This window comes from Escherichia sp. KTE172 (assembly GCF_000408845.1).
GTDB classification, from domain to species: Bacteria; Pseudomonadota; Gammaproteobacteria; order Enterobacterales; family Enterobacteriaceae; genus Escherichia; species Escherichia coli.
Window position 1 is genome coordinate 2,235,855 of record NZ_KE137316.1, and the last position, 24,145, is coordinate 2,259,999.

At 51.0% G+C, this 24,145-nt stretch carries 26 protein-coding genes and 1 riboswitch; of the genes, 9 read left to right on the forward strand and 17 right to left on the reverse strand.

Annotated elements, in window-relative coordinates; all coding sequences use genetic code 11:
- Nucleotides 1-44: 44 nt before the first annotated feature.
- The 8 genes from ftsP to ygiW form a co-directional block, all read right to left on the reverse strand.
- Nucleotides 45-1,457, reverse strand: coding sequence for a cell division protein FtsP (ftsP, locus tag G434_RS13210; protein WP_000059395.1), 1,413 nt, complete (start codon nucleotides 1,455-1,457; stop codon nucleotides 45-47).
- 74 nt (nucleotides 1,458-1,531) lie between these two features.
- On the reverse strand, nucleotides 1,532-2,269 hold the full coding sequence (gene plsC / locus G434_RS13205; RefSeq protein ID WP_000965722.1) for a 1-acylglycerol-3-phosphate O-acyltransferase: 738 nt from the start codon (nucleotides 2,267-2,269) through the stop codon (nucleotides 1,532-1,534).
- 233 nt (nucleotides 2,270-2,502) lie between these two features.
- Nucleotides 2,503-4,761, reverse strand: coding sequence for a DNA topoisomerase IV subunit A (parC, locus tag G434_RS13200; RefSeq protein WP_001281881.1), 2,259 nt, complete (start codon nucleotides 4,759-4,761; stop codon nucleotides 2,503-2,505).
- Nucleotides 4,762-4,898: 137 nt separating this feature from the next.
- The gene (locus tag G434_RS13195; RefSeq protein ID WP_001295629.1) at nucleotides 4,899-6,506 is read right to left on the reverse strand and encodes an ABC transporter substrate-binding protein; all 1,608 of its coding nucleotides are present in this window, start codon (nucleotides 6,504-6,506) and stop codon (nucleotides 4,899-4,901) included.
- Nucleotides 6,507-6,638: 132 nt separating this feature from the next.
- The gene (mqsA, locus tag G434_RS13190) at nucleotides 6,639-7,034 is read right to left on the reverse strand and encodes a type II toxin-antitoxin system antitoxin MqsA (protein WP_000650107.1); all 396 of its coding nucleotides are present in this window, start codon (nucleotides 7,032-7,034) and stop codon (nucleotides 6,639-6,641) included.
- A gap of 1 nt (nucleotide 7,035) precedes the next feature.
- The gene (mqsR, locus tag G434_RS13185) at nucleotides 7,036-7,332 is read right to left on the reverse strand and encodes a type II toxin-antitoxin system toxin MqsR (protein WP_000415584.1); all 297 of its coding nucleotides are present in this window, start codon (nucleotides 7,330-7,332) and stop codon (nucleotides 7,036-7,038) included.
- 204 nt (nucleotides 7,333-7,536) lie between these two features.
- A complete protein-coding gene (locus G434_RS13180; RefSeq protein WP_000183505.1) occupies nucleotides 7,537-8,019 on the reverse strand; it encodes an AraC family transcriptional regulator in 483 nt (160 codons plus the stop codon).
- A gap of 52 nt (nucleotides 8,020-8,071) precedes the next feature.
- Nucleotides 8,072-8,464 (reverse strand): OB fold stress tolerance protein YgiW, encoded by a 393-nt coding sequence (ygiW, locus tag G434_RS13175; RefSeq protein WP_000712658.1) that lies wholly within the window; start codon nucleotides 8,462-8,464, stop codon nucleotides 8,072-8,074.
- Nucleotides 8,465-8,615: 151 nt separating this feature from the next.
- Here ygiW and qseB point away from each other — a divergent pair, with 151 nt between their 5' ends.
- Both qseB and qseC read left to right on the forward strand, forming a co-directional pair.
- Nucleotides 8,616-9,275: a quorum sensing response regulator transcription factor QseB gene (gene qseB, locus G434_RS13170; protein WP_001221493.1), complete on the forward strand. Its 660-nt coding sequence runs from the start codon at nucleotides 8,616-8,618 to the stop codon at nucleotides 9,273-9,275.
- Nucleotides 9,272-10,621, forward strand: coding sequence for a quorum sensing histidine kinase QseC (gene qseC, locus G434_RS13165; RefSeq protein ID WP_000673402.1), 1,350 nt, complete (start codon nucleotides 9,272-9,274; stop codon nucleotides 10,619-10,621). Before qseB ends, qseC begins: the two co-directional genes overlap by 4 nt.
- Before the next feature lie 45 nt (nucleotides 10,622-10,666).
- Here qseC and G434_RS0125375 read toward each other — a convergent pair whose 3' ends face one another.
- Complete coding sequence (locus G434_RS0125375; protein WP_000917684.1) at nucleotides 10,667-10,999, reverse strand: DUF2645 family protein; 333 nt, start codon at nucleotides 10,997-10,999, stop codon at nucleotides 10,667-10,669.
- A gap of 318 nt (nucleotides 11,000-11,317) precedes the next feature.
- Here G434_RS0125375 and mdaB point away from each other — a divergent pair, with 318 nt between their 5' ends.
- Nucleotides 11,318-11,899, forward strand: coding sequence for an NADPH:quinone oxidoreductase MdaB (mdaB, locus tag G434_RS13160; protein ID WP_000065430.1), 582 nt, complete (start codon nucleotides 11,318-11,320; stop codon nucleotides 11,897-11,899).
- 30 nt (nucleotides 11,900-11,929) lie between these two features.
- The gene (locus G434_RS13155) at nucleotides 11,930-12,244 is read left to right on the forward strand and encodes a putative quinol monooxygenase (protein WP_000958598.1); all 315 of its coding nucleotides are present in this window, start codon (nucleotides 11,930-11,932) and stop codon (nucleotides 12,242-12,244) included.
- A 47-nt stretch (nucleotides 12,245-12,291) separates the two neighbouring features.
- Here G434_RS13155 and parE read toward each other — a convergent pair whose 3' ends face one another.
- From parE to nudF, 5 genes are read right to left on the reverse strand one after another with little or no spacing between them, the layout of a single operon-like run.
- A complete protein-coding gene (gene parE, locus G434_RS13150) occupies nucleotides 12,292-14,184 on the reverse strand; it encodes a DNA topoisomerase IV subunit B (RefSeq protein WP_000195296.1) in 1,893 nt (630 codons plus the stop codon).
- A gap of 28 nt (nucleotides 14,185-14,212) precedes the next feature.
- On the reverse strand, nucleotides 14,213-14,794 hold the full coding sequence (gene yqiA, locus G434_RS13145; protein ID WP_000105733.1) for an esterase YqiA: 582 nt from the start codon (nucleotides 14,792-14,794) through the stop codon (nucleotides 14,213-14,215).
- Nucleotides 14,794-15,621, reverse strand: coding sequence for a 3',5'-cyclic-AMP phosphodiesterase (gene cpdA / locus G434_RS13140; RefSeq protein WP_000444747.1), 828 nt, complete (start codon nucleotides 15,619-15,621; stop codon nucleotides 14,794-14,796). Before cpdA ends, yqiA begins: the two co-directional genes overlap by 1 nt.
- A 24-nt stretch (nucleotides 15,622-15,645) precedes the next feature.
- Nucleotides 15,646-16,068, reverse strand: coding sequence for a DUF1249 family protein (locus G434_RS13135; protein ID WP_000833393.1), 423 nt, complete (start codon nucleotides 16,066-16,068; stop codon nucleotides 15,646-15,648).
- A complete protein-coding gene (gene nudF, locus G434_RS13130; protein WP_000917117.1) occupies nucleotides 16,069-16,698 on the reverse strand; it encodes an ADP-ribose diphosphatase in 630 nt (209 codons plus the stop codon).
- Between the two features lie 204 nt (nucleotides 16,699-16,902).
- Between nudF and tolC the strand changes: the two genes are divergently transcribed.
- From tolC to G434_RS13115, 3 genes are all read left to right on the forward strand, one after another.
- Nucleotides 16,903-18,384 carry an outer membrane channel protein TolC gene (gene tolC, locus G434_RS13125; protein ID WP_000735278.1) on the forward strand — a complete coding sequence of 494 codons (1,482 nt, stop codon included), beginning with the start codon at nucleotides 16,903-16,905 and terminating at the stop codon, nucleotides 18,382-18,384.
- A 147-nt stretch (nucleotides 18,385-18,531) separates the two neighbouring features.
- Nucleotides 18,532-19,203: a DUF1190 family protein gene (locus G434_RS13120; RefSeq protein ID WP_000831543.1), complete on the forward strand. Its 672-nt coding sequence runs from the start codon at nucleotides 18,532-18,534 to the stop codon at nucleotides 19,201-19,203.
- Between the two features lie 5 nt (nucleotides 19,204-19,208).
- A complete protein-coding gene (locus G434_RS13115; RefSeq protein ID WP_000442860.1) occupies nucleotides 19,209-20,369 on the forward strand; it encodes a glutathionylspermidine synthase family protein in 1,161 nt (386 codons plus the stop codon).
- 37 nt (nucleotides 20,370-20,406) lie between these two features.
- On the opposite strand, the gene ygiD is transcribed toward G434_RS13115, so the two are convergent.
- A complete protein-coding gene (gene ygiD, locus G434_RS13110; protein ID WP_001320780.1) occupies nucleotides 20,407-21,195 on the reverse strand; it encodes a 4,5-DOPA-extradiol-dioxygenase in 789 nt (262 codons plus the stop codon).
- Between the two features lie 142 nt (nucleotides 21,196-21,337).
- Here ygiD and zupT point away from each other — a divergent pair, with 142 nt between their 5' ends.
- A complete protein-coding gene (gene zupT / locus G434_RS13105) occupies nucleotides 21,338-22,111 on the forward strand; it encodes a zinc transporter ZupT (protein WP_001295627.1) in 774 nt (257 codons plus the stop codon).
- A gap of 57 nt (nucleotides 22,112-22,168) precedes the next feature.
- Here the strand turns inward: zupT and yqiD are convergent, their stop codons facing one another.
- Together yqiD and ribB are read right to left on the reverse strand one after the other, a co-directional pair.
- A complete protein-coding gene (yqiD, locus tag G434_RS30340) occupies nucleotides 22,169-22,339 on the reverse strand; it encodes a protein YqiD (protein WP_000469266.1) in 171 nt (56 codons plus the stop codon).
- 261 nt (nucleotides 22,340-22,600) lie between these two features.
- Nucleotides 22,601-23,254, reverse strand: coding sequence for a 3,4-dihydroxy-2-butanone-4-phosphate synthase (gene ribB / locus G434_RS13095; RefSeq protein WP_001076997.1), 654 nt, complete (start codon nucleotides 23,252-23,254; stop codon nucleotides 22,601-22,603).
- Between the two features lie 103 nt (nucleotides 23,255-23,357).
- Nucleotides 23,358-23,506: riboswitch (FMN riboswitch) on the reverse strand.
- A gap of 121 nt (nucleotides 23,507-23,627) precedes the next feature.
- Here ribB and ubiK point away from each other — a divergent pair.
- A complete protein-coding gene (gene ubiK / locus G434_RS13090) occupies nucleotides 23,628-23,918 on the forward strand; it encodes a ubiquinone biosynthesis accessory factor UbiK (RefSeq protein ID WP_001295626.1) in 291 nt (96 codons plus the stop codon).
- The last annotated feature ends 227 nt before the right edge of the window (nucleotides 23,919-24,145 follow it).

A 24,145-nucleotide genomic window follows, 5' to 3' on the forward strand; every position in this document is an offset into this window, starting at 1 on the left:
AATTTTCAATGCCCCACCACTCTGTGGGGCATTGAATTGGTCCATTACGGTACCGGATTGACCAACAGTTGCCCAATCGAGCCACGGTCCGCCATTTCCAGCGTCTGACTGTTGAAGTAGAACGGGAAGTGCGCCCAGGAAGGCTGACCGAAATAAACCAGCAGCTCCACTTGTCCGTCAACCCAAACGGTATCTTTCCAGCCTCTGTCTTCCGGGAACGGCATCGCGCCATTCACGTTACGGATCTGGAACATCACGCCTTCAATATGGAACGCTTGCGGCTCGTCCGCGCGTACCGTCCAGCGTTCCCACGTTCCTTGCTGCGCGGTGACATCAATACGGTTGACGTCCCACAGTTGTCCATTAATACCCGGGTCATCACCCAGACTGATATCGCGACTACGAATCGGCGAACCGGCCATGATTTCAGTTGGCAGCAAGCGCATCGGAAGACTGTCTGTGACCAGCGGCAGAAGGCCGGTTGGGCGCAGCGTTAGCACCAGCGTAGAAACCAGAATACTGGATGGCTCAAAGAAGCCGCGAATACGATCAACAATGCTCGCCGCTTCACCACAGGTGATCGACACTTCATCACCGTTGCTCATATCCACCAGAATCTCGCGGCGCTCGCCCGGTGCCAGCGAAAGTTGCTTCACCGATACAGGAGCAGGCAGGAATCCCTGATCGCCAGAAATCACATGTAACGGGCGACCATCGCTCATCTGTAGTTGATAGCGACGAGAGTTCGACGCGTTCAGCAGTCGCAAGCGCACCCAGCCACGCGAGACTTCAACGTACGGGCTTTGCACACCGTTAACCAGCAGCGTATCACCAACAAAGCCGCCGCTTCCCGGTTCGTTGTATTCTGGCGTACCAAAGTTATCCAGCCGTTTATCCTGGATAATGACCGGAAAATCATCCACACCATAATGGTTGGGGATAGGCAGCGACTTGCTGACTTCATCTTCCACCAGCCACATTCCGGCAAGGCCGTTATAGACCTGCTGAGCCGTGCGGTTGGGAGTATTGGCGTGATACCACAGAGTAGCTGCGTTCTGGCGAATGGGCAGTACGGGTGCCCAGTCAGCGTTTGGCGACATCATCCGTGCCGGACCGCCCATCAGCGGGCCTGGTACCTGTAGCCCGGCCACCGTCATTGAGACATTTTCTGTCAGGCGGTTGCTGTAAATAAGCTTAACATCGTCGCCCTTCCAGACGCGGATAGTCGGCCCCAGGTAACGACCATTGATTCCCCAAACCGACGCGCGTGTCCCTGGCGTAAATGACCAGTGCGCACGTTGTACAGTCATAAACAGCGGTTGCCCACGGCGAGATTCAAGCAGCGGCGGAACGGGTAGCGGTTGCTGTTGCCCGGCTGCGCTGGCCTTCAGGGGAACAGCGCCTGCACAAAGTGCAATCCCCGATGCCTGAATGAACTGACGCCGACTGAGTGACATATTTGCTCCATGTAAAACTGGCTAAAGTAATACCGTGCAGGAAAGTGTTCCCCGCAAAAATACAGATTGCCGACTTAAACTTTTCCGGCGGCTTCGCGCTCTGCGACTTCTTTATCGAGCTCGGCGATTTTTTGTTCCATTATCGAACGACAATGGGCAGCCAGCTCACGAACCTGATCTTTGCCATACTGACTGACGTCAATTGGCGGCAGCATTTCGACAATCACCAGACCGTTGTGCAGTCGATTAAGATTAATCTTATTCGAAGTTGTAGAGACGCACACGGGAATAATCGGGACGCCCGCCGCAATTGCCGCGTGAAATGCTCCAGTCTTGAACGGTAGCAGGCCGCGACCACGGCTGCGGGTTCCTTCCGGGAACATCCAGATGGAAATACGGCGTTTTTTGAAGTGATTCACGACTTCCGCAATGGTGCCGTGAGCTTTAGTGCGATTGTTTCTGTCGATCAATAAGTTGCCGGTTAACCAGTACAACTGCCCGAAGAAGGGGATCCACAGCAAGCTCTTTTTACCTACCGTCACCGTCGGCGGTTGCACGATGTTCGATGCTGTCACCATGTCATAGTTGTTCTGGTGGTTAGCGATATAGATAGCATTGCCGTAGCTTTCAGCGTCTGTAGGTTTACGGCACTCAACTTTCAGGCCAAACAGCGGCGCAAGACGGCCAAACATATGCCCAAAGGTGGCCACATGTTTCGGGTTACGCGGGCTGAAAAGGCAGTAAATGGAGCCGAATACACAGACTAAGATGCTGTAAATCACGGTAATAATAAGACGAAAGATATATAGCATAACACCCTCTGAAGGTCTGAGAGACTGGCATTGTACGTCACCTGAAATCAGGTTAGGGCATTGTTAAAAGCCGCTCTCTGGAAAAGCGTATTGTTAATCGCAACGCATGAATAAACAACGGTTTCAAGGGAATTTTTATCGTTTCCGGGGGTTGAATACGCTGCCGGATGACGACTTAACGTTTCATCCGGCGTTCCTTGCAAGCGGGAGGAAACAGCGCCCTCCCCGGCATATTACTCTTCGCTATCACCGCTGCTGGCACGGCGAGGAGAGTCGATCTCAACACGATCGATACGCTGCAAACCGCGCATCAACGTACCGCGGCGTCCACGTTCGCCAGTGACTTTCTGTAACTCTTCCGGGCGCAGTTTAATTTTGCGTTTCCCAACATGAATGGTCAGCGTGCTTTGCGGCGGCAGAACGTACAATTGCGCCAGACCATCTTCTCCACGCGCGGCTTCTGCCGATGGAATGTTGATAATCTTGTTGCCTTTGCCCTTCGACAGCTGCGGCAGATCACTTACCGGGAACATCAACATACGGCCTGCCTGAGTGATTGCCAGCAGCATATCGGAAGCATCTTCAATCACCACCGGCGGCATAACATGGGCATTTTCCGGTAAGGTGATCAAAGCCTTACCTGCACGGTTACGCGCCACCAGATCGTTAAAGGTGCAGACGAAACCGTAACCCGCATCGGAAGCCATCAGCAGTTTCTGATCGTCGCTTTCCATCAGCATATGGTCAACGGTCGCCCCAGGCGGCAACGTTAATTTGCCGGTGAGCGGCTCGCCCTGACCACGCGCCGACGGCAGCGTAATCGGGTCAATGGCATAGCTACGACCGGTGGAATCAACAAACACTACCGGTTGGTTGCTCTTACCTTTCACCGCCGCTTTGAAGCTATCACCCGCTTTATAATTCAGGCCCGGCGCGTCGATATCATGGCCTTTAGCGCTGCGTACCCAGCCCATCTGCGACAGCACAATGGTGACAGGTTCAGACGGCAGCATGTCGTGCTCGCTCATCGCTTTCGCTTCTTCGCGTTCCTGCAACGGCGAACGACGATCGTCACCGTAGGCTTGCGCGTCTGCCTGCAGTTCTTTCTTCAGCAGGTTATTCATTTTACGCTCGGAAGCCAAAATGCCCTGCAACTGGTCGCGCTCTTTTTCCAGTTCACTCTGCTCACCGCGAATCTTCATCTCTTCCAGTTTGGCAAGATGACGCAGTTTCAGTTCGAGGATCGCTTCCGCCTGGGTTTCCGTAAGGCCAAACCGCGACATCAGCGCCGGTTTCGGTTCATCTTCATTACGAATGATCTCAATCACTTCGTCGATATTGAGAAACGCCACCAGCAAACCTTCGAGGATATGCAGGCGCTTGAGGACTTTCTCCAGACGATAGTTCAGTCGGCGGCGCACGGTATCGCGGCGGAACACCAGCCATTCGGAGAGGATTTCCAGCAGGTTTTTCACCGCCGGACGACCATCCAGACCGATCATATTAAGGTTAATACGATAGCTCTTTTCCAGATCGGTGGTAGCGAAGAGGTGGTTCATCACCTGATCCATATCCACGCGGTTGGAACGCGGCACAATCACCAGGCGGGTCGGGTTCTCGTGGTCAGATTCATCGCGCAGATCGTCAACCATCGGCAGCTTTTTGTTGCGCATTTGCGCAGCAATTTGCTCCAGTACGCGCGCACCTGAAACCTGATGCGGCAATGCGCTGATAACCACCGCGCCATCTTCTTTCTTCCACACCGCGCGCATACGCACTGAACCACGTCCGTTCTCGTAGATTTTACGGATCTCGGCGCGCGAAGTGATAATTTCCGCTTCAGTCGGATAATCCGGCCCCTGCACGATATCCAGCAGCTGATCGAGCGTGGTTTTCGGCTGGTCGATTAATGCGATTGCCGCCTGAGCCACTTCACGCAGGTTATGCGGTGGAATATCGGTCGCCATGCCGACGGCAATACCGGTGGTGCCGTTAAGCAAAATGTTTGGCAGACGGGCAGGTAGCATTTTCGGCTCCTGCAAAGTGCCGTCGAAGTTTGGCACCCAGTCAGCCGTCCCCTGCCCCAGCTCGCTCAATAGCAGCTCGGAATATTTCGACAACCGGGATTCGGTGTAACGCATTGCCGCGAACGATTTCGGATCGTCCGGCGCGCCCCAGTTCCCCTGACCATCAACCAGCGGATAACGGTAAGAGAACGGTTGCGCCATCAGGACCATCGCTTCATAACAGGCGCTATCGCCGTGCGGATGGTATTTACCCAGTACGTCACCGACGGTACGGGCCGATTTTTTAAATTTGGCGCTGGCATTCAGGCCCAGTTCAGACATCGCATACACAATGCGGCGCTGAACAGGTTTCAGACCATCACCAATAAACGGCAACGCACGGTCCATGATCACGTACATGGAGTAGTTTAAGTAGGCGTTTTCCGTAAATTCATGTAGCGCAAGGCGCTCTGCCATATCGCTCATTAATTCTGATTCCTCAACTTATTCGCCAGCCTTCAAAGGGGCAATATTGCCGGAGATACTACATTATCTGCCGCGTCGAGTCACAGGAGATCAGCGTGAATAGCGCCGCCGGACGTGCTCCGACGGCGATAAAGGCATCAATGTGCCTTGATATACAACTCTTTGCTGTAGACATAATCCTGGGGATTATGCAGCGGAAAACCGCCAACGTAGGGTTTAAGCAGTTTGATTAACGGCTGATAGTAGATAGGAATCAGCGGTGCCTGTTGGTTGATGATCACTTCTGCCTGCTGATACAACGCATTACGCTTTGTCGCATCAGTGATCTGCGTGGCCTGGTTTAGTAAGGCGTCATACTGCGCATTTTTCCAGTGACCGACGTTTTCTTCACTATCGCTTTTGAGCGTGTTCAGGAAGCTGGAAGCATCATTGTACGTCGCATCCCACGACTGCCGAGACAGCATGAAATCACCGGCTCGTCGGGCATCAAGATAGGTTTTCCACTCCATTGTGCGCAGCGTCACCTGTGCACCCAGCCATTTTTTCCATTCGGAAGACAACGCTATCGCGGTCTTTTCATGCAGATCGTACTTGTTGTAGAACAGCTCAAAGCGTAGCGGATGAGAGGCGTCGTATCCCGCCTGTTTCAGCAAGGCTTTTGCCATCGCGACGCGCTCACTCATTGGCTTTTGCAGTTCATCGAACGTCGTCGCGCTAAAGCCTTTTACCTCTGGCGGCGTCAGCGTGGTTGCGGGCGTTCTCAACCCCAGTACCTTTTGCGCAATAAGCTGTCGATCAACCGTAAGATATAGCGCCCGACGCACTCGCACATCGTTAAATGGCGGTTTTTCAAGGTTGAAGTTGTAATATTCGCTGTTCAGACGCGGAATAATTCGTAGCTCGCCAGGCAGTGATTTTTCAATGGCGGGAATTTGCTGCGCCGGAACCCAGGTGAGATCGACCTCTCCCGCGCGATAGCGGTTATAGCCGGTGACCGAATTATCTAGCGCCAGATACTCAACCTGTTGCAATACTGTATGTTGCGCATCGCGGTACTTTGGATTTTTGCGTGCAGTAATCTTTTCGTTAACTACCCACTGATCAAGCACAAAGGCACCGTTGTAAACCATGTTCTCTGGCTTACTCCAGCTATCGCCATGTTTAGCGATGACATGATGAGGAACCGGGAACAGCGTCGGCCAGGCGAGCATCGTCGTGAACCAAGGAACCGGCTGCTCAAGCGTAACTTCAAGAGTACGATCATCCGTCGCTTTGACACCCAGCGATGTAACATCTGCTTTACCCGCAACAATAGCTGCGGCATTGTTAATGTGCGCCTGTGCCAGATAGCCAGCAAAAGGGCTTGCCGTTTTCGGGTCAACCGCGCGCTGCCAGCCGAGGACAAAATCCTCTGCCGTCAGAGGCTGACCGTCGGACCACTGCAAACCGCTACGCAGATGGAAAATATAGCGCTTGCCGCCGTCCAGTATCTCCCAGCGTTCAGCCTGAGCGGGCTGCACCTGGCCTTCACCGTCCATCCATACCAGACCTTCAAACAGATCCAGCACAATCTGCGCGGCAGTATTCTCCTCCACCTTTTGCGGGTCGAGCGTACCTGGGTCGCTATGATTGTTGTAACGAAAGACTTGTTGCGGGGCGAGCGGTGTGTTGGCGGGAACGTCAGCAGCGTAGAGAGGAGCCGCACTTACCAGGCTGACCAGCCATAATAAATTTCGCGTATACATGGTATTCCTTACCGGAGAAATTATAAGCCCAACAACAATACGCCTGTGGCATTGTTCGCTCAAACTTATCGCGAGTGATTTGGCTCACACTCCGGTAAAGAAAAAAGCGAGTTGCCCCCGCTTTTCCATTAATTAACGGATTTCATTCAATAGTTCTGGATGCTTATCCAGAACACGTAAAAGTTTGATTGTGGAAGGATGAGGTTGGGCATTGCCTTTTTCGTAACGCGAAAACGCATTTACACCTCCCCCAAAAATTTCGCTTGCCTCTTTTTGGGTAAGAGAGAGCTTTTTTCGAACCTTCACTATAAATTCAGGTGCCACTGTTTCGGCATTCACCGAAGCCCGAAATGCCTTTACTTGCGCCATGAAAGCATCTGACTCTTCTTTATTCATGATGCTCTCTTCGCAATGGACACAATATAAACCGTGGATACCTTTCAATACTGTTTTTCGTCCACGGAAGGTGTATGGAATATCTTTAATGCCAGAAACCATTTCTCCCTGGTGGCAAACCGGACATTTCATATTACTTCTCCTTAAACGAGACGATCAGTACGTCATGAATTACCGTAATTTTAAGATAAACCTGGCCTGTAACAAGCCTGGGTCTGTAAACATCCTGCCAGATAGTATGATCAGAGTAGGTGGTCATGCTTTTATAAAAGTCGCTCTCTGATAATCCAATGATAACATTACACATACCATCAAAATCCAAACCTAACTCATCTGCATTTAACAGGGCACTACGTGTTGTACGAACTTGCCCGGCATTGACAAGTTTTTTAACCTGACTCAAACGTGTATGTGGTGTGCGTTTTTCCATAACCCCCGCCTCCCTGTTACTTTAGTTATAACCTAAAAGGTTAATTACAGCAATGAAAAAGCACCTAAAAGGTTAGTTAGATGTACGGAGATAGTGACCACACAAAACGTATTCTTTAAGGAAAGTGATTGACCATATAAGAAAGTGGCGCATTAGTAGCGCCAGTTTGAAGCAGGAATTTATAAGGGAAGCTGGAGTCAGGCATCACGCCAACGGCACATAAACATCCGTTTCCAGTCGCTGCTCTGTCACCCCTTCGGCAAGATTGGTGTAGTGAAACAGAATCGGTGCTTTACGCATTTTCTCGCCGCTTGCAGGCAGCCAGTGGCGAATGATGCCCCATACCGTGTGTGAAATATCGTCCAGCTCGCCAACGTGGCGGGCCACGGCATAACGTCCACCGGTAAGTTCACCATTGCTCACACCATAACGATTATCGGGAATCGGTTCGCTAACGCTGCCGCAGATATCAAAGCGAAACGCTTCCGGTGCGGTGGTGGCAGGGTCGTCCCAGGCGACGCCAAAAGTCTGGCTTTGGTTAACAGGAGAAAGCCCCGTCTCTTTACGCCACATGATAAATTTCGCCACGCTGTAGTTGAGCAATTCAGGGCTACAGCGGTGCGGCAACATCGCCACAGGTATTGATGGGAAATCGATAATGTTTACATCCAGTGTCAGGTTTGTCATTTTGCCTCCCTGCGAAATTATTCCCGGGAACGCGTCCCGGGAGCGGTAACAATTACGGATTTACTTTGCGGATCTGTTTGACGTCAATTTCAACAGAATTCCAGTCTTTATCGACTTCACCCTGAATCTCAACCGTATCTTTCGGCGTCACCGTCACGCCGTTCCAGCGTTTGTGGTCGATATCAACATTGATAGTACCGCTGGCATCTTTGAACACGTAGAGATCGTCAGAGATGCGTTCAACGATATTGCCGCGCAGGGTTACCCAGGTGTCGTCACGCAGGGATTTTGCGCTTTCTACAGTCGTTACGCTGCCGTTCGGCCCCTGGAATCCTCCGGCCTGACTTTGCGTTGCCGATGGGCCAGAAAAACCGCCCTGCTCTGCTGCCATCACCGGTGCGCTGCACAGGGCCATTACTGCGATTACTGCTGCGAATTTTTTCATGTTTATTACTCCCTTTAATGTCTGTTTCCGAGCATTTAACAAGATAGTCCTTAACAACTTCTTAAGGGAAAAAAATAAAATTTAGTGCTGTACAGAGCGCGTTACAACACGGTTTACTGGCAGCAAATACGGTTATCGCAGGGATGAAAAAATGCGAATTTTACTGATAGAAGATGACATGCTGATTGGCGACGGCATCAAAACGGGCCTTAGTAAAATGGGTTTTAGCGTCGACTGGTTTACACAAGGTCGTCAGGGAAAAGAGGCGCTTTATAGCGCACCTTATGATGCGGTGATCCTGGATTTAACCTTACCAGGCATGGATGGTCGCGATATTTTGCGCGAATGGCGAGAAAAAGGTCAGCGTGAGCCGGTACTGATCCTGACCGCGCGCGATGCGCTGGCGGAACGTGTAGAAGGGCTGCGTCTGGGAGCTGACGATTATCTGTGTAAACCTTTTGCGTTGATAGAAGTCGCCGCCAGGCTGGAAGCTCTGATGCGCCGAACCAACGGCCAGGCCAGCAACGAGCTGCGCCACGGTAACGTCATGCTCGACCCCGGCAAACGTATCGCCACGCTGGCTGGCGAACCCTTAACACTGAAACCAAAAGAATTTGCCCTGCTGGAATTACTGATGCGTAACGCTGGTCGGGTACTGCCGCGCAAACTGATTGAAGAGAAACTGTATACCTGGGACGAAGAGGTCACCAGTAATGCCGTTGAAGTGCATGTGCATCATCTGCGACGCAAACTCGGTAGTGATTTTATTCGTACCGTGCATGGTATTGGTTACACATTAGGTGAGAAATGAAATTTACCCAACGTCTTAGTCTGCGCGTCAGGCTGACGCTAATCTTTTTAATTCTGGCCTCGGTGACCTGGCTGCTTTCCAGCTTTGTCGCCTGGAAACAAACAACGGATAACGTCGATGAATTGTTCGACACCCAACTGATGCTGTTTGCCAAGCGGTTAAGTACGCTCGATCTCAACGAAATCAACGCGGCGGATCGCATGGCACAGACGCCAAATAGATTAAAACACGGTCATGTTGATGACGATGCGCTGACCTTTGCCATCTTTACCCACGACGGCAGAATGGTCCTTAATGATGGCGATAACGGAGAAGATATTCCCTATAGCTATCAACGGGAAGGTTTTGCTGACGGGCAACTGGTCGGTGAAGACGATCCTTGGCGTTTTGTCTGGATGACCTCACCTGATGGCAAATATCGCATCGTTGTTGGCCAGGAATGGGAATACCGTGAAGACATGGCGCTGGCGATTGTTGCCGGGCAATTGATCCCGTGGCTGGTCGCACTGCCGATTATGTTAATCATCATGATGGTACTACTGGGTCGTGAACTCGCGCCGCTGAACAAACTGGCGCTGGCACTACGTATGCGTGACCCTGACTCGGAAAAACCACTAAACGCGACTGGCGTACCCAGCGAAGTGCGGCCACTGGTTGAGTCGCTAAATCAACTGTTCGCCCGCACACATGCGATGATGGTTCGTGAACGACGCTTTACCTCCGACGCAGCTCACGAACTTCGTAGCCCGTTAACGGCGCTGAAAGTGCAAACCGAAGTTGCGCAGCTCTCTGACGATGATCCGCAGGCGCGGAAAAAAGCACTGCTCCAATTACATTCCGGGATCGATCGCGCTACTCGTCTGGTTGATCAACTGCTCACGCTATCGCGGCTGGACTCACTGGATAACCTTCAGGACGTCGCGGAGATCCCGCTTGAAGATCTCCTGCAATCGTCGGTGATGGATATTTACCACACGGCGCAGCAGGCGAAAATTGACGTGCGACTGACACTCAATGCCCACAGCATCAAACGCACCGGGCAACCGCTATTGCTAAGTTTGTTGGTGCGAAATTTGCTGGATAACGCCGTGCGCTACAGTCCACAGGGCAGCGTGGTAGACGTCACGCTGAATGCTGATAATTTCATCGTGAGGGATAACGGCCCCGGTGTGACACCAGAGGCACTGGCGCGAATTGGCGAACGCTTCTATCGCCCACCCGGACAAACCGCTACCGGCAGCGGGCTTGGGCTATCGATTGTCCAGCGAATCGCCAAATTGCATGGCATGAATGTTGAATTTGGGAATGCGGAACAAGGTGGATTTGAGGCGAAGGTAAGCTGGTAACTTCTCTGTCTATGAGAGCCGTTAAAACGACTCTCATAGATTTTACTAATAGCAAAATATAAACCGTCCCCAAAAAAGCCACCAACCACAAACCAGACAAATACCGAGCGAGAATACATATACCCAAAACTCGAACATTTCCCGCATAAAGAGTTTTCTTAAGATAAGAATAATAAGTGGCGTAAGAAGAAAAAATGCTGCAATCATTGCTTGCAATATACGATCTTCGCCTGAAACGGAAGGTATACTGCAAATATTTCCTCCCGACTCAAGCATCCAGTCATACTTATTGAAAGCAAAAAAAGAATCTATTAACCAATAAGTAAGCATTATATATAGCAATGCTTCAAATATTGTTTTAATTTTCTGCTTTAACATATATCAGTACGCTCATAAAAATCCATTTATAATTATCAACATGACACGTTGATACTTTCATCTTTTACTTATTCAAAGCCATATTTTCAATCCCCAAAAAAATCGAACCAAACGTGTAAATTATTCCGGTGCGAGTAAGAATTATGAGGAATGGCTATCAGTATTGTCATTTTCAGAAAATATTTATCCTGCATCGGTGAGTCAGAGTAAGATCAGACTTTTGCTAAATTCGCAAAAGACTTTGCACATTTTGCTAATTTCACCGTACCGCTCTGTGACGTACTATAGTCGGCAAACGTCTCACCTTGAGGTTAAAAAATGAGCAACATCCTGATTATCAACGGCGCGAAAAAATTCGCCCACTCCAATGGTCAACTGAACGACACCCTGACCGAAGTCGCGGATGGCACACTGCGCGACCTTGGGCATGATGTCCGCATCGTTCGCGCCGACAGCGACTACGATGTCAAAGCGGAAGTACAAAACTTTCTCTGGGCTGATGTGGTGATCTGGCAGATGCCAGGCTGGTGGATGGGCGCGCCGTGGACAGTGAAAAAATACATTGATGATGTATTCACCGAAGGTCACGGGACGCTGTATGCCAGCGATGGTCGTACCCGCAAAGATCCGTCGAAAAAATACGGTTCCGGCGGCCTGGTACAGGGCAAAAAATATATGCTTTCTCTGACCTGGAACGCACCAATGGAAGCCTTCACCGAAAAAGATCAGTTCTTCCACGGCGTTGGCGTTGACGGTGTGTATCTGCCGTTCCATAAAGCAAACCAATTCCTCGGTATGGAACCGCTGCCGACATTTATCGCTAATGACGTGATAAAAATGCCTGATGTTCCCCGCTATACTGAAGAATATCGCAAGCATCTTGTGGAAATTTTTGGTTAACTAGAGCTCAGGCTTTAGAAGGAGTTAACCATGCTTACCGTAATCGCAGAAATCCGTACTCGTCCTGGTCAACATCACCGTCAGGCGGTATTGGATCAGTTTGCTAAAATCGTTCCAACCGTACTGAAAGAAGAAGGTTGCCACGGCTATGCGCCAATGGTGGATTGCGCAGCTGGCGTGAGTTTCCAGTCTATGGCACCGGATTCTATCGTGATGATTGAGCAGTGGGAAAGCATCGCGCATCTTGAAGCGCATCTGCAAACCCCGCACATGAAGGCGTATAGCGAAGCCGTAAAAGGTGACGTGCTGGAGATGAATATCCGTATTCTGCAGCCAGGGATTTAATCCTGCCTTGTTTGCCCGGCCATCCTGACCGGGCAATGTTCTTTCCTTTAAACCTCAATCTCCGCCATGTCGCCTTTCTCTTGCAACCAGTTGCGGCGATCTTCCGAGCGTTTCTTCGCCAGCAGCATATCCATCATCGCGTCAGTACGCTGATCGTCTTCATCATCGATAGTCAACTGCACCAGACGGCGAGTGTTCGGATCAAGCGTGGTTTCGCGCAATTGCATCGGGTTCATTTCCCCCAGACCTTTAAAACGCTGGACGTTCGGCTTGCCTTTCTTGCGTTTTAATTGCTCAAGTACGCCCTCTTTCTCTTCTTCCGTCAGCGCGTAATAAACCTCTTTCCCGAGATCAATACGGTAGAGCGGTGGCAGTGCGACGTAAACGTGACCGTGTTTCACCAACGCGCGGAAATGTTTTACGAACAAAGCGCAGAGCAGCGTGGCAATGTGCAGACCATCAGAGTCCGCATCCGCGAGGATACAGATTTTGCCATAACGAAGCTGGCTCAGATCGTCGCTGTCAGGATCGATACCGATCGCTACCGAAATATCGTGCACTTCCTGCGAAGCCAGCACTTCGTCGGAAGAGACTTCCCAGGTGTTAAGGATCTTACCTTTCAGTGGCATGATCGCCTGATATTCGCGATCGCGCGCCTGCTTGGCAGATCCGCCTGCGGAGTCACCTTCCACAAGGAACAGCTCGGTACGGTTAAGGTCCTGCGCGGTACAATCAGCCAGTTTGCCAGGCAACGCCGGGCCGCTGGTCAGCTTTTTACGCACCACTTTTTTGGCCGCACGCATACGGCGCTGGGCGCTGGAAATCGCCATCTCCGCCAGCAGTTCAGCCGCCTGAACGTTCTGGTTCAGCCACAGGATAAAGGCATCTTTCACCACGCCAGAAACGAATGCCGCGCATTGACGCGAAGAGAGACGCTCTTTCGTCTGCCCGGCAAACTGCGGATCCTGCATTTTTACTGACAGCACATAGGCGCAGCGATCCCAGATATCTTCCGCCGACAGCTTTACACCGCGCGGCAGAATATTGCGGTATTCACAGAACTCACGCATCGCGTCCAACAGGCCCTGACGCAGACCATTAACATGGGTACCGCCCTGCATCGTTGGGATAAGGTTGACGTAGCTTTCGGTCAGCAGTTCACCGCCTTCCGGCAGCCACAGTAGCGCCCAGTCCACAGCTTCAGTATCACCAGCGAAATTACCGATAAACGGTTTTTCCGGCAGCGTCGGCAGACCATTTACCGCTTCCGCCAGGTAATCATTCAGACCGTCCTGATAGCACCAGCGTTGTTCGGTATTGTTGATCTCATCTTTAAAAGTGATCTCAACGCCAGGGCACAATACCGCTTTGGCTTTCAGCACATGCGTCAGGCGTGAAACAGAAAATCGCGGGCTGTCAAAGAAGGTTTCATCCGGCCAGAAGTGCACACTGGTACCAGTATTGCGTTTACCGCAAGTGCCGACAACCTGTAAATCCTGCACCTTTTCGCCATTTTCAAAGGCGATGTTATAAACCTGACCATCGCGGCGCACGTTAACTTCTACGCGCTTCGACAGGGCGTTAACCACCGAAATCCCCACGCCATGCAGGCCGCCAGAGAACTGGTAATTTTTGTTAGAGAATTTACCGCCTGCATGCAGACGGCAAAGAATCAGTTCAACCGCCGGTACACCCTCTTCCGGGTGAATATCCACCGGCATCCCGCGCCCATCGTCAATAACTTCTAACGACTGGTCAGCATGTAAAATAACGTCCACGCGTTTTGCGTGACCCGCCAGTGCTTCATCCACACTGTTATCAATGACTTCTTGCCCCAAATGGTTAGGGCGAGTGGTATCGGTATACATCCCCGGACGGCGGCGAACCGGCTCAAGCCCGGTGAGTACCTCAATGGCATCAGCGTTATAAGTTTGCGTCATGGTTTAAGTTAGTAATTCGAGTTGATCGTCAGAGATGGTGCAGACCAAGAAAATCGACGATCGGGTTGAAATAATCTTCGAAGCCCGTGAATGCGTGGTTGCCGCCTTCTATGACAGTCTGGCGGCAGGAAGCGTAGTACGCCACCGCCTGGCGGTAATCCAGCACTTCATCTCCCGTCTGTTGCAGCAGCCAGATCAAATCCGGCGCTTCCAGCGGGTCAATCTGCATGACTTTAAGATCGTAAATATGGCGTGACTCTAGCACATATTGCTGCCCGGTGTAGGGGTTCTCGTTCTGACCGAGATAGTCCGTCAGCAGTTCAAACGGGCGCACCGCCGGGTTTACCACCACTGCGGGCAGCATAAAACATTGTGACAACCAGGTGGCGTAATATCCCCCCAGTGACGAACCGACAATACCCAGCGAATCACCGCCATGTTCCAGGACAATGGATTCCAGCAGCTCTGCCGCGTCGGAAGGATACGGCGGCAACTGCGGAATGATCATCTCAACGTCAGGGTGATGTTCCGCCAGCCAGTTTTTTAACAAGCTCGCTTTTGCAGAGCGCGGCGAGCTGTTGAAACCGTGTAAATAAAGAAGCGTAGACATCAGTAGCCTTCTGAAGCGGTATCAGGTTGGAAACGTGTGTCCGCCAGGCGATGCACCTCGGTGGTCAGCGTGCCATCAGCATGTAACTCGAGAGTACGCCAGCCGGGCGCGATGGTATCCAGCGTAAAGTTGGAACAGTGCGGCTTAAACTGCACACAGGTCGACGGCGTTGCCAGCAGGCGGCGACCATTCCAGTCGAGATCCAGCTCCTGATGAATATGACCGCACAGCAAGTATTTGACGTGCGGAAACTTCGCCAGCACGGTATCCAGTTCGCCCGCGTTACGCAGACTGTGTTGATCGAGCCAACTACAACCCGCAGGTAGCGGATGATGATGCAGCAGCAGCAACGTATGGCGTTCTGGCGCATCGGCCAGTTTACGTTCCAGCCACTCAAGCTGAAACTCGCTCAGCTCACCGTGCGGCACGCCAAACACCTGGCTATCCAGCAACAGGATTTGCCATTGCTCACCAATAAACACGCGCTTCGCCGGGGAGATACCCGCATCCTGTAACGCGCTGTACATCGCGGGCTGGAAATCGTGGTTGCCCGGCAGCCAGACGCAGGGCGCACGAAAACTTGCGATGCCTTCAGCGAAATGCTGATAGGCCGCAGAGGATTGATCCTGCGCTAAATCACCTGTCGCGACAATCAGGTCGAATTCGTGCTGGTGTGGCCGAATCGCCTCCAGCACCGCCTGGTAACTCTCCCAGGTGTTTACCCCTAACAGGGCTTCGTGCTTTTGTGCAAACAGGTGAGTGTCGGTAATTTGTAAAATCCTGACTCTGGCCTCACCAGCCAGAGGAAGGGTTAACAGGCTTTCCAAATGGTGTCCTTAGGTTTCACGACGCTAATAAACCGGAATCGCCATCGCTCCATGTGCTAAACAGTATCGCAACCAGTCCGCTAAAAACTGATTAATTTGATGCTTTTCGTCGCGTTGATGCAACTTTTTATTAGGATAATCATACCGCGCTTTGAAGCGAAAAATCTGCTGGCTTGAACACACTTCAGCCACCATCGCGTCATGATACAGACGCACCGTCATTGACGGAAGGCTCCAGTAACTGATCGCGGGCGCAGTCTGTTCTATTGTCACCAGGGTAGTGTATCGGGTCGATTCCACAATCGTCAGCCGATATTGTGCGTTTGCCACCTGATAGCTTACAGTTTCGCCGGGTGCGTCATTGCGCGGTAACAAACGGCGCAATTGTGAAAAGTTCATCTCGCACAGGCGCATCATTTCAGGAAAGTCAGGTGTGTAACGCTTCATTTATGCCCACTCATTTTTTAACGCTTGATGATGCAGCTGCAGCCATTGCAAAGCGATGACCGACGCTGCGTTGTCGATTTTCCCCTCTTCTACCCACTGGTATGCCTGTTCCCGGCTTACCACATGAACGCGAATATCTTCGTTTTCATCAGCCAGACCGTGAATACCGCTTGCGGTCGTGGCGTCCACTTCGCCCACCATAATTGACGAACGCTCACTGGTGCCCCCCGGGCTTGCCAGGAAACTTAACACCGGTTTGGTCCGTTTGACTATCAGTCCCGCCTCTTCAATCGCTTCGCGACGGGCAACATCTTCCACACTTTCACCCTCTTCAATCATCCCGGCAACCATCTCCAGTAGCCAAGGGGTTTCGCTGGTGTCGTACGCGGCAATCCGAATCTGCTCAATCAGCACAACTTCATCACGCACTGGGTCAAAGGGTAGCAAGACTGCGGCGTGACCGCGCTCAAAAATTTCCCGCCGCACCTCATGACTCATTTGCCCGTTGAATAGACGATGACGAAATCTATAAAGATCTAATGAAAAAAAGCCGCGATAAAGTGTTTCTCGTGCAATAATTTCTACATCGTTTTTGCCAAATGTAACGGGCAGGTTGTCTGGCTTAAGCATTGTTAATGTCCTGGCACTAATAGTGAATTAAATGTGAATTTCAGCGACGTTTGACTGCCGTTTGAGCAGTCATGTGTTAAATTGAGGCACATTAACGCCCTATGGCACGTAACGCCAACCTTTTGCGGTAGCGGCTTCTGCTAGAATCCGCAATAATTTTACAGTTTGATCGCGCTAAATACTGCTTCACCACAAGGAATGCAAATGAAGAAATTGCTCCCCATTCTTATCGGCCTGAGCCTTTCTGGGTTCAGTTCGTTGAGCCAGGCCGAGAACCTGATGCAAGTTTATCAGCAAGCACGCCTTAGTAACCCGGAATTGCGTAAGTCTGCCGCCGATCGTGATGCTGCCTTTGAAAAAATTAATGAAGCGCGCAGTCCATTACTGCCACAGCTAGGTTTAGGTGCAGATTACACCTATAGCAACGGCTACCGCGACGCGAACGGCATCAACTCTAACGCGACCAGTGCGTCCTTGCAGTTAACTCAATCCATTTTTGATATGTCGAAATGGCGTGCGTTAACGCTGCAGGAAAAAGCAGCAGGGATTCAGGACGTCACGTATCAGACCGATCAGCAAACCTTGATCCTCAACACCGCGACCGCTTATTTCAACGTGTTGAATGCTATTGACGTTCTTTCCTATACACAGGCACAAAAAGAAGCGATCTACCGTCAATTAGATCAAACCACCCAACGTTTTAACGTGGGCCTGGTAGCGATCACCGACGTGCAGAACGCCCGCGCACAGTACGATACCGTGCTGGCGAACGAAGTGACCGCACGTAATAACCTTGATAACGCGGTAGAGCAGCTGCGCCAGATCACCGGTAACTACTATCCGGAACTGGCTGCGCTGAATGTCGAAAACTTTAAAACCGACAAACCACAGCCGGTTAACGCGCTGCTGAAAGAAGCCGAAAAACGCAACCTGTCGCTGTTACAGGCACGCTTGAGCCAGGACCTGGCGCGCGAGCAAATTCGCCAGGCGCAGGATGGTCACTTACCGACTCTGGATTTAACGGCTTCTACCGGGATTTCTGACACCTCTTATAGCGGTTCGAAAACCCGTGGTGCCGCTGGTACCCAGTATGACGATAGCAATATGGGCCAGAACAAAGTTGGCCTGAGCTTCTCGCTGCCGATTTATCAGGGCGGAATGGTTAACTCGCAGGTGAAACAGGCACAGTACAACTTTGTCGGTGCCAGCGAGCAACTGGAAAGTGCCCATCGTAGCGTCGTGCAGACCGTGCGTTCCTCCTTCAACAACATTAATGCATCTATCAGTAGCATTAACGCCTACAAACAAGCCGTAGTTTCCGCTCAAAGCTCATTAGACGCGATGGAAGCGGGCTACTCGGTCGGTACGCGTACCATTGTTGATGTGTTGGATGCGACCACCACGTTGTACAACGCCAAGCAAGAGCTGGCGAATGCGCGTTATAACTACCTGATTAATCAGCTGAATATTAAGTCAGCTCTGGGTACGTTGAACGAGCAGGATCTGCTGGCACTGAACAATGCGCTGAGCAAACCGGTTTCCACTAATCCGGAAAACGTTGCACCGCAAACGCCGGAACAGAATGCTATTGCTGATGGTTATGCGCCTGATAGCCCGGCACCAGTCGTTCAGCAAACATCCGCACGCACTACCACCAGTAACGGTCATAACCCTTTCCGTAACTGATGACGACGACGGGGCTTCGGCCCCGTCTGAACGTAAGGCAACGTAAAGATACGGGTTATCTGCCGCATTCTTCCCCCTTCTCGCTTCAATTTCGACCAGCCATCCTCTATTCTGATGGGTATTTACCACTGGTCCCGGAAGACAAAAATGAAACGGACAAAATCCATACGCCACGCATCGTTCCGCAAAAACTGGAGCGCACGCCATCTGACACCAGTCGCTCTCGCGGTTGCCACTGTTTTTATGCTGGCTGGCTGTGAAAAGAGTGATGAAACAGTGTCTCTCTATCAAAATGCTGACGACTGTTCAGCTGCAAACCCAGGCAAAAGCGCCGAATGTACCACCGCGTACAACAATGCGCTGAAAGAAGCCGAACGTACTGCGCCGAAATACGCCACCCGTGAAGACTGTGTTGCTGAATTTGGTGAAGGTCAGTGCCAGCAGGCACCAGCCCAGGCTGGCATGGCACCAGAAAACCAGGCGCAGGCCCAGCAATCCAGCGGGAGTTTCTGGATGCCGCTGATGGCCGGTTACATGATGGGGCGTCTGATGGGCGGCGGCGCGGGATTTGCACAGCAGCCGCTGTTCTCCTCGAAAAACCCAGCCAGTCCGGCTTACGGTAAATATACCGACGCGACGGGTAAAAACTATGGCGCAGCCCAGCCAGGCCGCACCATGACCGTACCGAAGACGGCAATGGCACCAAAACCGGCGACCACCACTACCGTTACCCGTGGCGGTTTTGGTGAATCTGTTGCCAAACAAAGCACTATGCAGCGTAGTGCAACCGGTACCTCTTCTCGTTCAATGGGTGGCTGATACCGATGGAAAGAGTCAGTATTACCGAGCGCCCGGACTGGCGTGAGAAAGCCCACGAATACGGTTTCAATTTTCACACCATGTACGGCGAGCCGTACTGGTGTGAAGATGCTTACTACAAGTTGACCCTCGCCCAGGTTGAAAAGCTGGAAGAAGTCACCGCCGAACTGCACCAGATGTGCCTGAAAGTGGTGGAAAAAGTGATCGCCAGCGATGAGCTGATGACCAAATTCCGCATTCCAAAACACACCTGGAGTTTTGTGCGCCAGTCATGGCTGACGCACCAGCCATCGCTTTATTCGCGTCTTGATCTGGCGTGGGATGGCACTGGTGAACCTAAACTTCTGGAAAATAACGCCGATACGCCAACGTCACTATACGAGGCGGCGTTCTTTCAGTGGATCTGGCTGGAAGATCAGCTTAACGCCGGTAACTTGCCGGAGGGCAGCGACCAGTTTAACAGTCTGCAAGAAAAACTGATCGATCGCTTCGTTGAGCTGCGTGAACAGTATGGCTTCCAGTTGCTGCATCTCACCTGCTGTCGCGACACGGTGGAAGATCGCGGAACCATTCAGTATTTGCAGGACTGCGCAACGGAAGCTGAAATTGCTACTGAGTTCCTCTACATCGATGATATCGGGTTAGGTGAAAAAGGTCAGTTCACGGATTTACAGGATCAGGTAATTTCCAACCTGTTCAAACTGTATCCGTGGGAATTTATGTTGCGTGAGATGTTCTCAACCAAGCTGGAGGATGCAGGCGTACGCTGGCTGGAACCGGCGTGGAAGAGCATTATCTCCAACAAGGCACTTCTACCGCTACTGTGGGAGATGTTCCCGAATCACCCGAACCTGCTGCCCGCTTATTTTGCGGAAGATGATCATCCGCAAATGGAAAAATATGTGGTTAAACCGATCTTCTCCCGTGAAGGCGCAAACGTGTCGATCATTGAGAACGGCAAAACCATTGAAGCAGCGGAAGGTCCGTATGGCGAAGAAGGGATGATTGTTCAGCAATTCCACCCGTTACCGAAATTCGGCGACAGCTATATGCTGATTGGTAGCTGGCTGGTGAACGATCAACCCGCCGGAATTGGCATTCGTGAAGACCGTGCATTGATCACCCAGGATATGTCTCGGTTTTATCCACATATTTTTGTTGAATAAGCCACGATACCGGATGGCACTCGCCATCCGGTAATTGTTAGCCTATCTGCACCGACAGCATACTCAGGCTGCCCATTTCTATACCCTCAACCGGAATGGTAATTGGCTCCTGCCCATCCCACGCACCTAACACATACAACAACGGCAAATAATGCTCTGGCGTTGGGTTCGATAACGTGCCACCTTCATGGTCGAGGTAATTCACCAGAGGATGTTGTTCCACTGGCCCTTGCCACGTCAGATTCGCTTTCACATACTCATTAAACGACGTCGCCCACGGATACGGTGAACTATCACCGTGCCACTTCACTGTGCGCAGGTTATGCACCACGTTACCGCTGGCGACCAACATTATTCCTTCATCTCGCAGCGCTGCCAGTTTGCGCCCCATTTCGAAATGCCAGGCGGCAGGTTTGCTACTGTCGATACTCAACTGCACCATCGGGATATCAGCGTCAGGATACATCTTAATCAGCACGCCCCACGAGCCGTGGTCAAAGCCCCAGGCTTCTTTATCCAGCGTCACCGGGATCGGCGCTAACAGCTCAACCAGACGCTGTGCCAGCGCAGGCGAACCCGGAGCAGGATAATGCGTATCGTACAGCGCCTGCGGGAAGCCACCAAAGTCATGAATCGTGGGCGGCGTCTCCATCGCGGTCACTCCTGTTCCACGGGTAAACCAGTGAGCCGAAACCACCACAATCGCTTGCGGGCGTGGCAATGTCATCCCCAACTTCTGCCAGCTGCGGGTATACAAATTATCTTCCAGCACGTTCATCGGACTACCGTGACCTAAAAACAATGCTGGCATACGTGTTGAAGACATGATGATATCCTTAACTAAAGGTGTCATTTTGATATCCTCACAATACGCTTGTTCGGCGGAGTAAGAACCCGGATAACAATGATGATGATCATCAGTTATTTTGACGATCTGCCTGAAGGTGAAGATTTATAAGGAGTTGTCGATGTCAGTACCTCTCATTCTGACCATACTGGCGGGGGCAGCCACGTTTATTGGCGCGTTTCTCGGCGTTCTCGGGCAAAAACCCTCGAACCGCTTACTGGCGTTTTCGCTAGGTTTTGCGGCGGGGATCATGTTGCTCATCTCATTAATGGAAATGCTTCCTGCCGCACTAGCAGCTGAAGGAATGTCGCCTGTGTTGGGTTATGGAATGTTTATCTTCGGTCTGCTTGGCTATTTTGGCCTGGACCGCATGTTGCCACATGCTCATCCGCAGGATTTAATGCAAAAATCGGTGCAGCCGTTGCCAAAATCGATCAAGCGCACAGCCATTCTGCTCACTCTCGGCATCAGTCTGCATAACTTCCCGGAAGGGATTGCCACCTTTGTCACGGCGAGCAGCAACCTGGAGCTGGGATTTGGCATCGCACTGGCCGTCGCGTTGCACAATATCCCTGAAGGTCTGGCAGTGGCAGGCCCGGTTTATGCGGCAACGGGGTCTAAACGCACCGCGATTCTGTGGGCGGGGATTTCTGGACTAGCAGAAATTCTTGGTGGTGTGCTGGCGTGGTTAATCCTCGGTAGCATGATTTCCCCGGTGGTCATGGCGGCAATCATGGCGGCGGTTGCAGGAATTATGGTGGCGCTCTCGGTTGATGAATTAATGCCGCTCGCCAAAGAGATTGACCCTAATAATAACCCCAGCTATGGCGTACTATGTGGAATGTCAGTGATGGGATTCAGTTTAGTGCTGCTACAAACGGCGGGAATTGGTTAAAAACAACATCAGAAGTTGTCCAGCGCATGGACAACTTCTGCCAGCTTCACGAAAGCCTTATTCTACCTTTTCGGCTGTCTCTTCTCTCGTACTGTTTAAGTATTTGTTCCGCGCTTCAAGCAGTGCGTCTCTGTCCTGGCGAAACGCCCGACAATAACGTTTCAAATGCAGGAAATAACCCACCACAACCAGAGCAATCAATACAATCCAGTACCAGGCGATAAACATCCTTTTACCCTTAATATTTAACAATACTAAACATTTAGCGTATAAATTTCACATATCCTTTTTCGGATATATTCATATGGTCGCATAATAACGGAACAATTATATGATTTTGATCATAATGAAAAAGAATGCCTGATATTAATGAAATTTTCTCATAGAAAGAGAAGCGGAATTAACATCTTGCATAGCAGGGAAAAATAAAAACCGAAGCCTGCTACAACTTCGGTTTCTTGATTAAGGCAGTAAATTAAGCAGCGGTTTTCAGCTGGCTTTACGCTCATGTGCCTGACGGTATGCCACCAGGTCTTCAATAGTCACGAGCGCCATATTGTGTTTATTGGCAAACTCAATACACTCTGGTGCACGCGCCATCGTGCCATCGTCATTAGTCAGCTCACACAGTACACCAGCCGGTTTAAAGCCTGCCAGCGTCATCAGATCAATAGTTGCTTCAGTATGACCGCCACGCGTCAGTACACCACCTGCCTGAGCGCGAAGTGGGAAAACGTGGCCAGGACGATTCAGATCTGACGGTTTTGCGCCATCGGCAATCGCTGCGCGAACGGTCGTAATACGGTCAGCGGCAGAAACACCGGTAGTCACACCTTCAGCTGCTTCAATGGTCACGGTAAAACCGGTGCCATAGGCGCTGGTGTTATTTTCTACCATCATTGGCAGATCGAGTTGTTTACGGCGATCTTCAGTAATGCACAGGCAAACAATACCGCTACCGTGGCGAATGGTCAGCGCCATCTGCTCAACAGTCATGGTTTCTGCCGGGAAGATCATATCACCTTCGTTTTCACGGTCTTCATCATCAAGCACCATTACACCGCGTCCTTCACGCAGCGCAGCCAGTGCATTTTCAACACGTTCGAAAGGCGTACCAAAAGAGGAAAGTAGCGTCTGATTCATGGTAAAAAAACCTCACTAAAATTATGGTTACCAGAATCAGGGCAGTCTTAGGAGTGGCGGCATATAGCCAAAATAACGTGAGCGGGTCCATGCCCGACAGAATCGTTACTCTCTCCCATCCGGACTCTAACCGTCGGCCCCGGAATTACACCGGATCTGCTGTCCTTTGAGTTCGCACCCAAAGCGCTCGCGGGCTTTCAACTGAGTTGATTTACCGCCGGTGGGGAATTTCGCCCCGCCCTGAGAATAAGCGGATTCACTATAACGCTAATGATTAGCGGCAGCAACGCATAGCTTCACATAATTCTGGTTTATGACTTACCCTTATCGCACTACAATGGCACTCAACACCTATCAGTACAGGGAAACTACAATGATTGACCCGAAAAAAATTGAGCAAATCGCTCGCCAGGTTCACGAATCAATGCCTAAAGGAATCAGGGAGTTCGGGGAAGATGTGGAGAAAAAAATCCGCCAAACCCTACAAGCGCAGCTGACGCGCCTCGACCTTGTAAGCCGTGAAGAGTTCGACGTCCAAACGCAAGTCCTGTTACGGACTCGTGAAAAACTGGCGCTGCTTGAACAAAGAATCAGCGAACTGGAAAATCGCAGTACTGAGATCAAAAAGCAGCCAGATCCAGAGACTCTCCCCCCAACGCTGTAAACATTCGTCTTTAATGCACTGTAAATTATGAATTAATCCTCTAATTTATAGTGCTTTCTATTACCTTATCGCGTAATCCCATTCAGAAAACCATCACAAAAATGAATGAGTACAATTGAAAGTATAATTGCAATGTATTTTTTAAGTTTTACTTAATCGATATTTAGATAAACTAATTTTATAAAAAACACAAAATAAAATATCATATTTCAATGATTAGTAGTCCT

Coding starts and splice junctions, on each gene's coding strand:
- ftsP (WP_000059395.1), bottom strand. CDS start 1,457: ATGTCACTCAGTCGGCGTCAGTTCATTCAGGCATCGGGGATTGCACTT.
- plsC (WP_000965722.1), bottom strand. CDS start 2,269: ATGCTATATATCTTTCGTCTTATTATTACCGTGATTTACAGCATCTTA.
- parC (WP_001281881.1), bottom strand. CDS start 4,761: ATGAGCGATATGGCAGAGCGCCTTGCGCTACATGAATTTACGGAAAAC.
- G434_RS13195 (WP_001295629.1), bottom strand. CDS start 6,506: ATGTATACGCGAAATTTATTATGGCTGGTCAGCCTGGTAAGTGCGGCT.
- mqsA (WP_000650107.1), bottom strand. CDS start 7,034: ATGAAATGTCCGGTTTGCCACCAGGGAGAAATGGTTTCTGGCATTAAA.
- mqsR (WP_000415584.1), bottom strand. CDS start 7,332: ATGGAAAAACGCACACCACATACACGTTTGAGTCAGGTTAAAAAACTT.
- G434_RS13180 (WP_000183505.1), bottom strand. CDS start 8,019: ATGACAAACCTGACACTGGATGTAAACATTATCGATTTCCCATCAATA.
- ygiW (WP_000712658.1), bottom strand. CDS start 8,464: ATGAAAAAATTCGCAGCAGTAATCGCAGTAATGGCCCTGTGCAGCGCA.
- qseB (WP_001221493.1), top strand. CDS start 8,616: ATGCGAATTTTACTGATAGAAGATGACATGCTGATTGGCGACGGCATC.
- qseC (WP_000673402.1), top strand. CDS start 9,272: ATGAAATTTACCCAACGTCTTAGTCTGCGCGTCAGGCTGACGCTAATC.
- G434_RS0125375 (WP_000917684.1), bottom strand. CDS start 10,999: ATGTTAAAGCAGAAAATTAAAACAATATTTGAAGCATTGCTATATATA.
- mdaB (WP_000065430.1), top strand. CDS start 11,318: ATGAGCAACATCCTGATTATCAACGGCGCGAAAAAATTCGCCCACTCC.
- G434_RS13155 (WP_000958598.1), top strand. CDS start 11,930: ATGCTTACCGTAATCGCAGAAATCCGTACTCGTCCTGGTCAACATCAC.
- parE (WP_000195296.1), bottom strand. CDS start 14,184: ATGACGCAAACTTATAACGCTGATGCCATTGAGGTACTCACCGGGCTT.
- yqiA (WP_000105733.1), bottom strand. CDS start 14,794: ATGTCTACGCTTCTTTATTTACACGGTTTCAACAGCTCGCCGCGCTCT.
- G434_RS13135 (WP_000833393.1), bottom strand. CDS start 16,068: ATGAAGCGTTACACACCTGACTTTCCTGAAATGATGCGCCTGTGCGAG.
- nudF (WP_000917117.1), bottom strand. CDS start 16,698: ATGCTTAAGCCAGACAACCTGCCCGTTACATTTGGCAAAAACGATGTA.
- tolC (WP_000735278.1), top strand. CDS start 16,903: ATGAAGAAATTGCTCCCCATTCTTATCGGCCTGAGCCTTTCTGGGTTC.
- G434_RS13120 (WP_000831543.1), top strand. CDS start 18,532: ATGAAACGGACAAAATCCATACGCCACGCATCGTTCCGCAAAAACTGG.
- G434_RS13115 (WP_000442860.1), top strand. CDS start 19,209: ATGGAAAGAGTCAGTATTACCGAGCGCCCGGACTGGCGTGAGAAAGCC.
- ygiD (WP_001320780.1), bottom strand. CDS start 21,195: ATGTCTTCAACACGTATGCCAGCATTGTTTTTAGGTCACGGTAGTCCG.
- zupT (WP_001295627.1), top strand. CDS start 21,338: ATGTCAGTACCTCTCATTCTGACCATACTGGCGGGGGCAGCCACGTTT.
- yqiD (WP_000469266.1), bottom strand. CDS start 22,339: ATGTTTATCGCCTGGTACTGGATTGTATTGATTGCTCTGGTTGTGGTG.
- ribB (WP_001076997.1), bottom strand. CDS start 23,254: ATGAATCAGACGCTACTTTCCTCTTTTGGTACGCCTTTCGAACGTGTT.
- ubiK (WP_001295626.1), top strand. CDS start 23,628: ATGATTGACCCGAAAAAAATTGAGCAAATCGCTCGCCAGGTTCACGAA.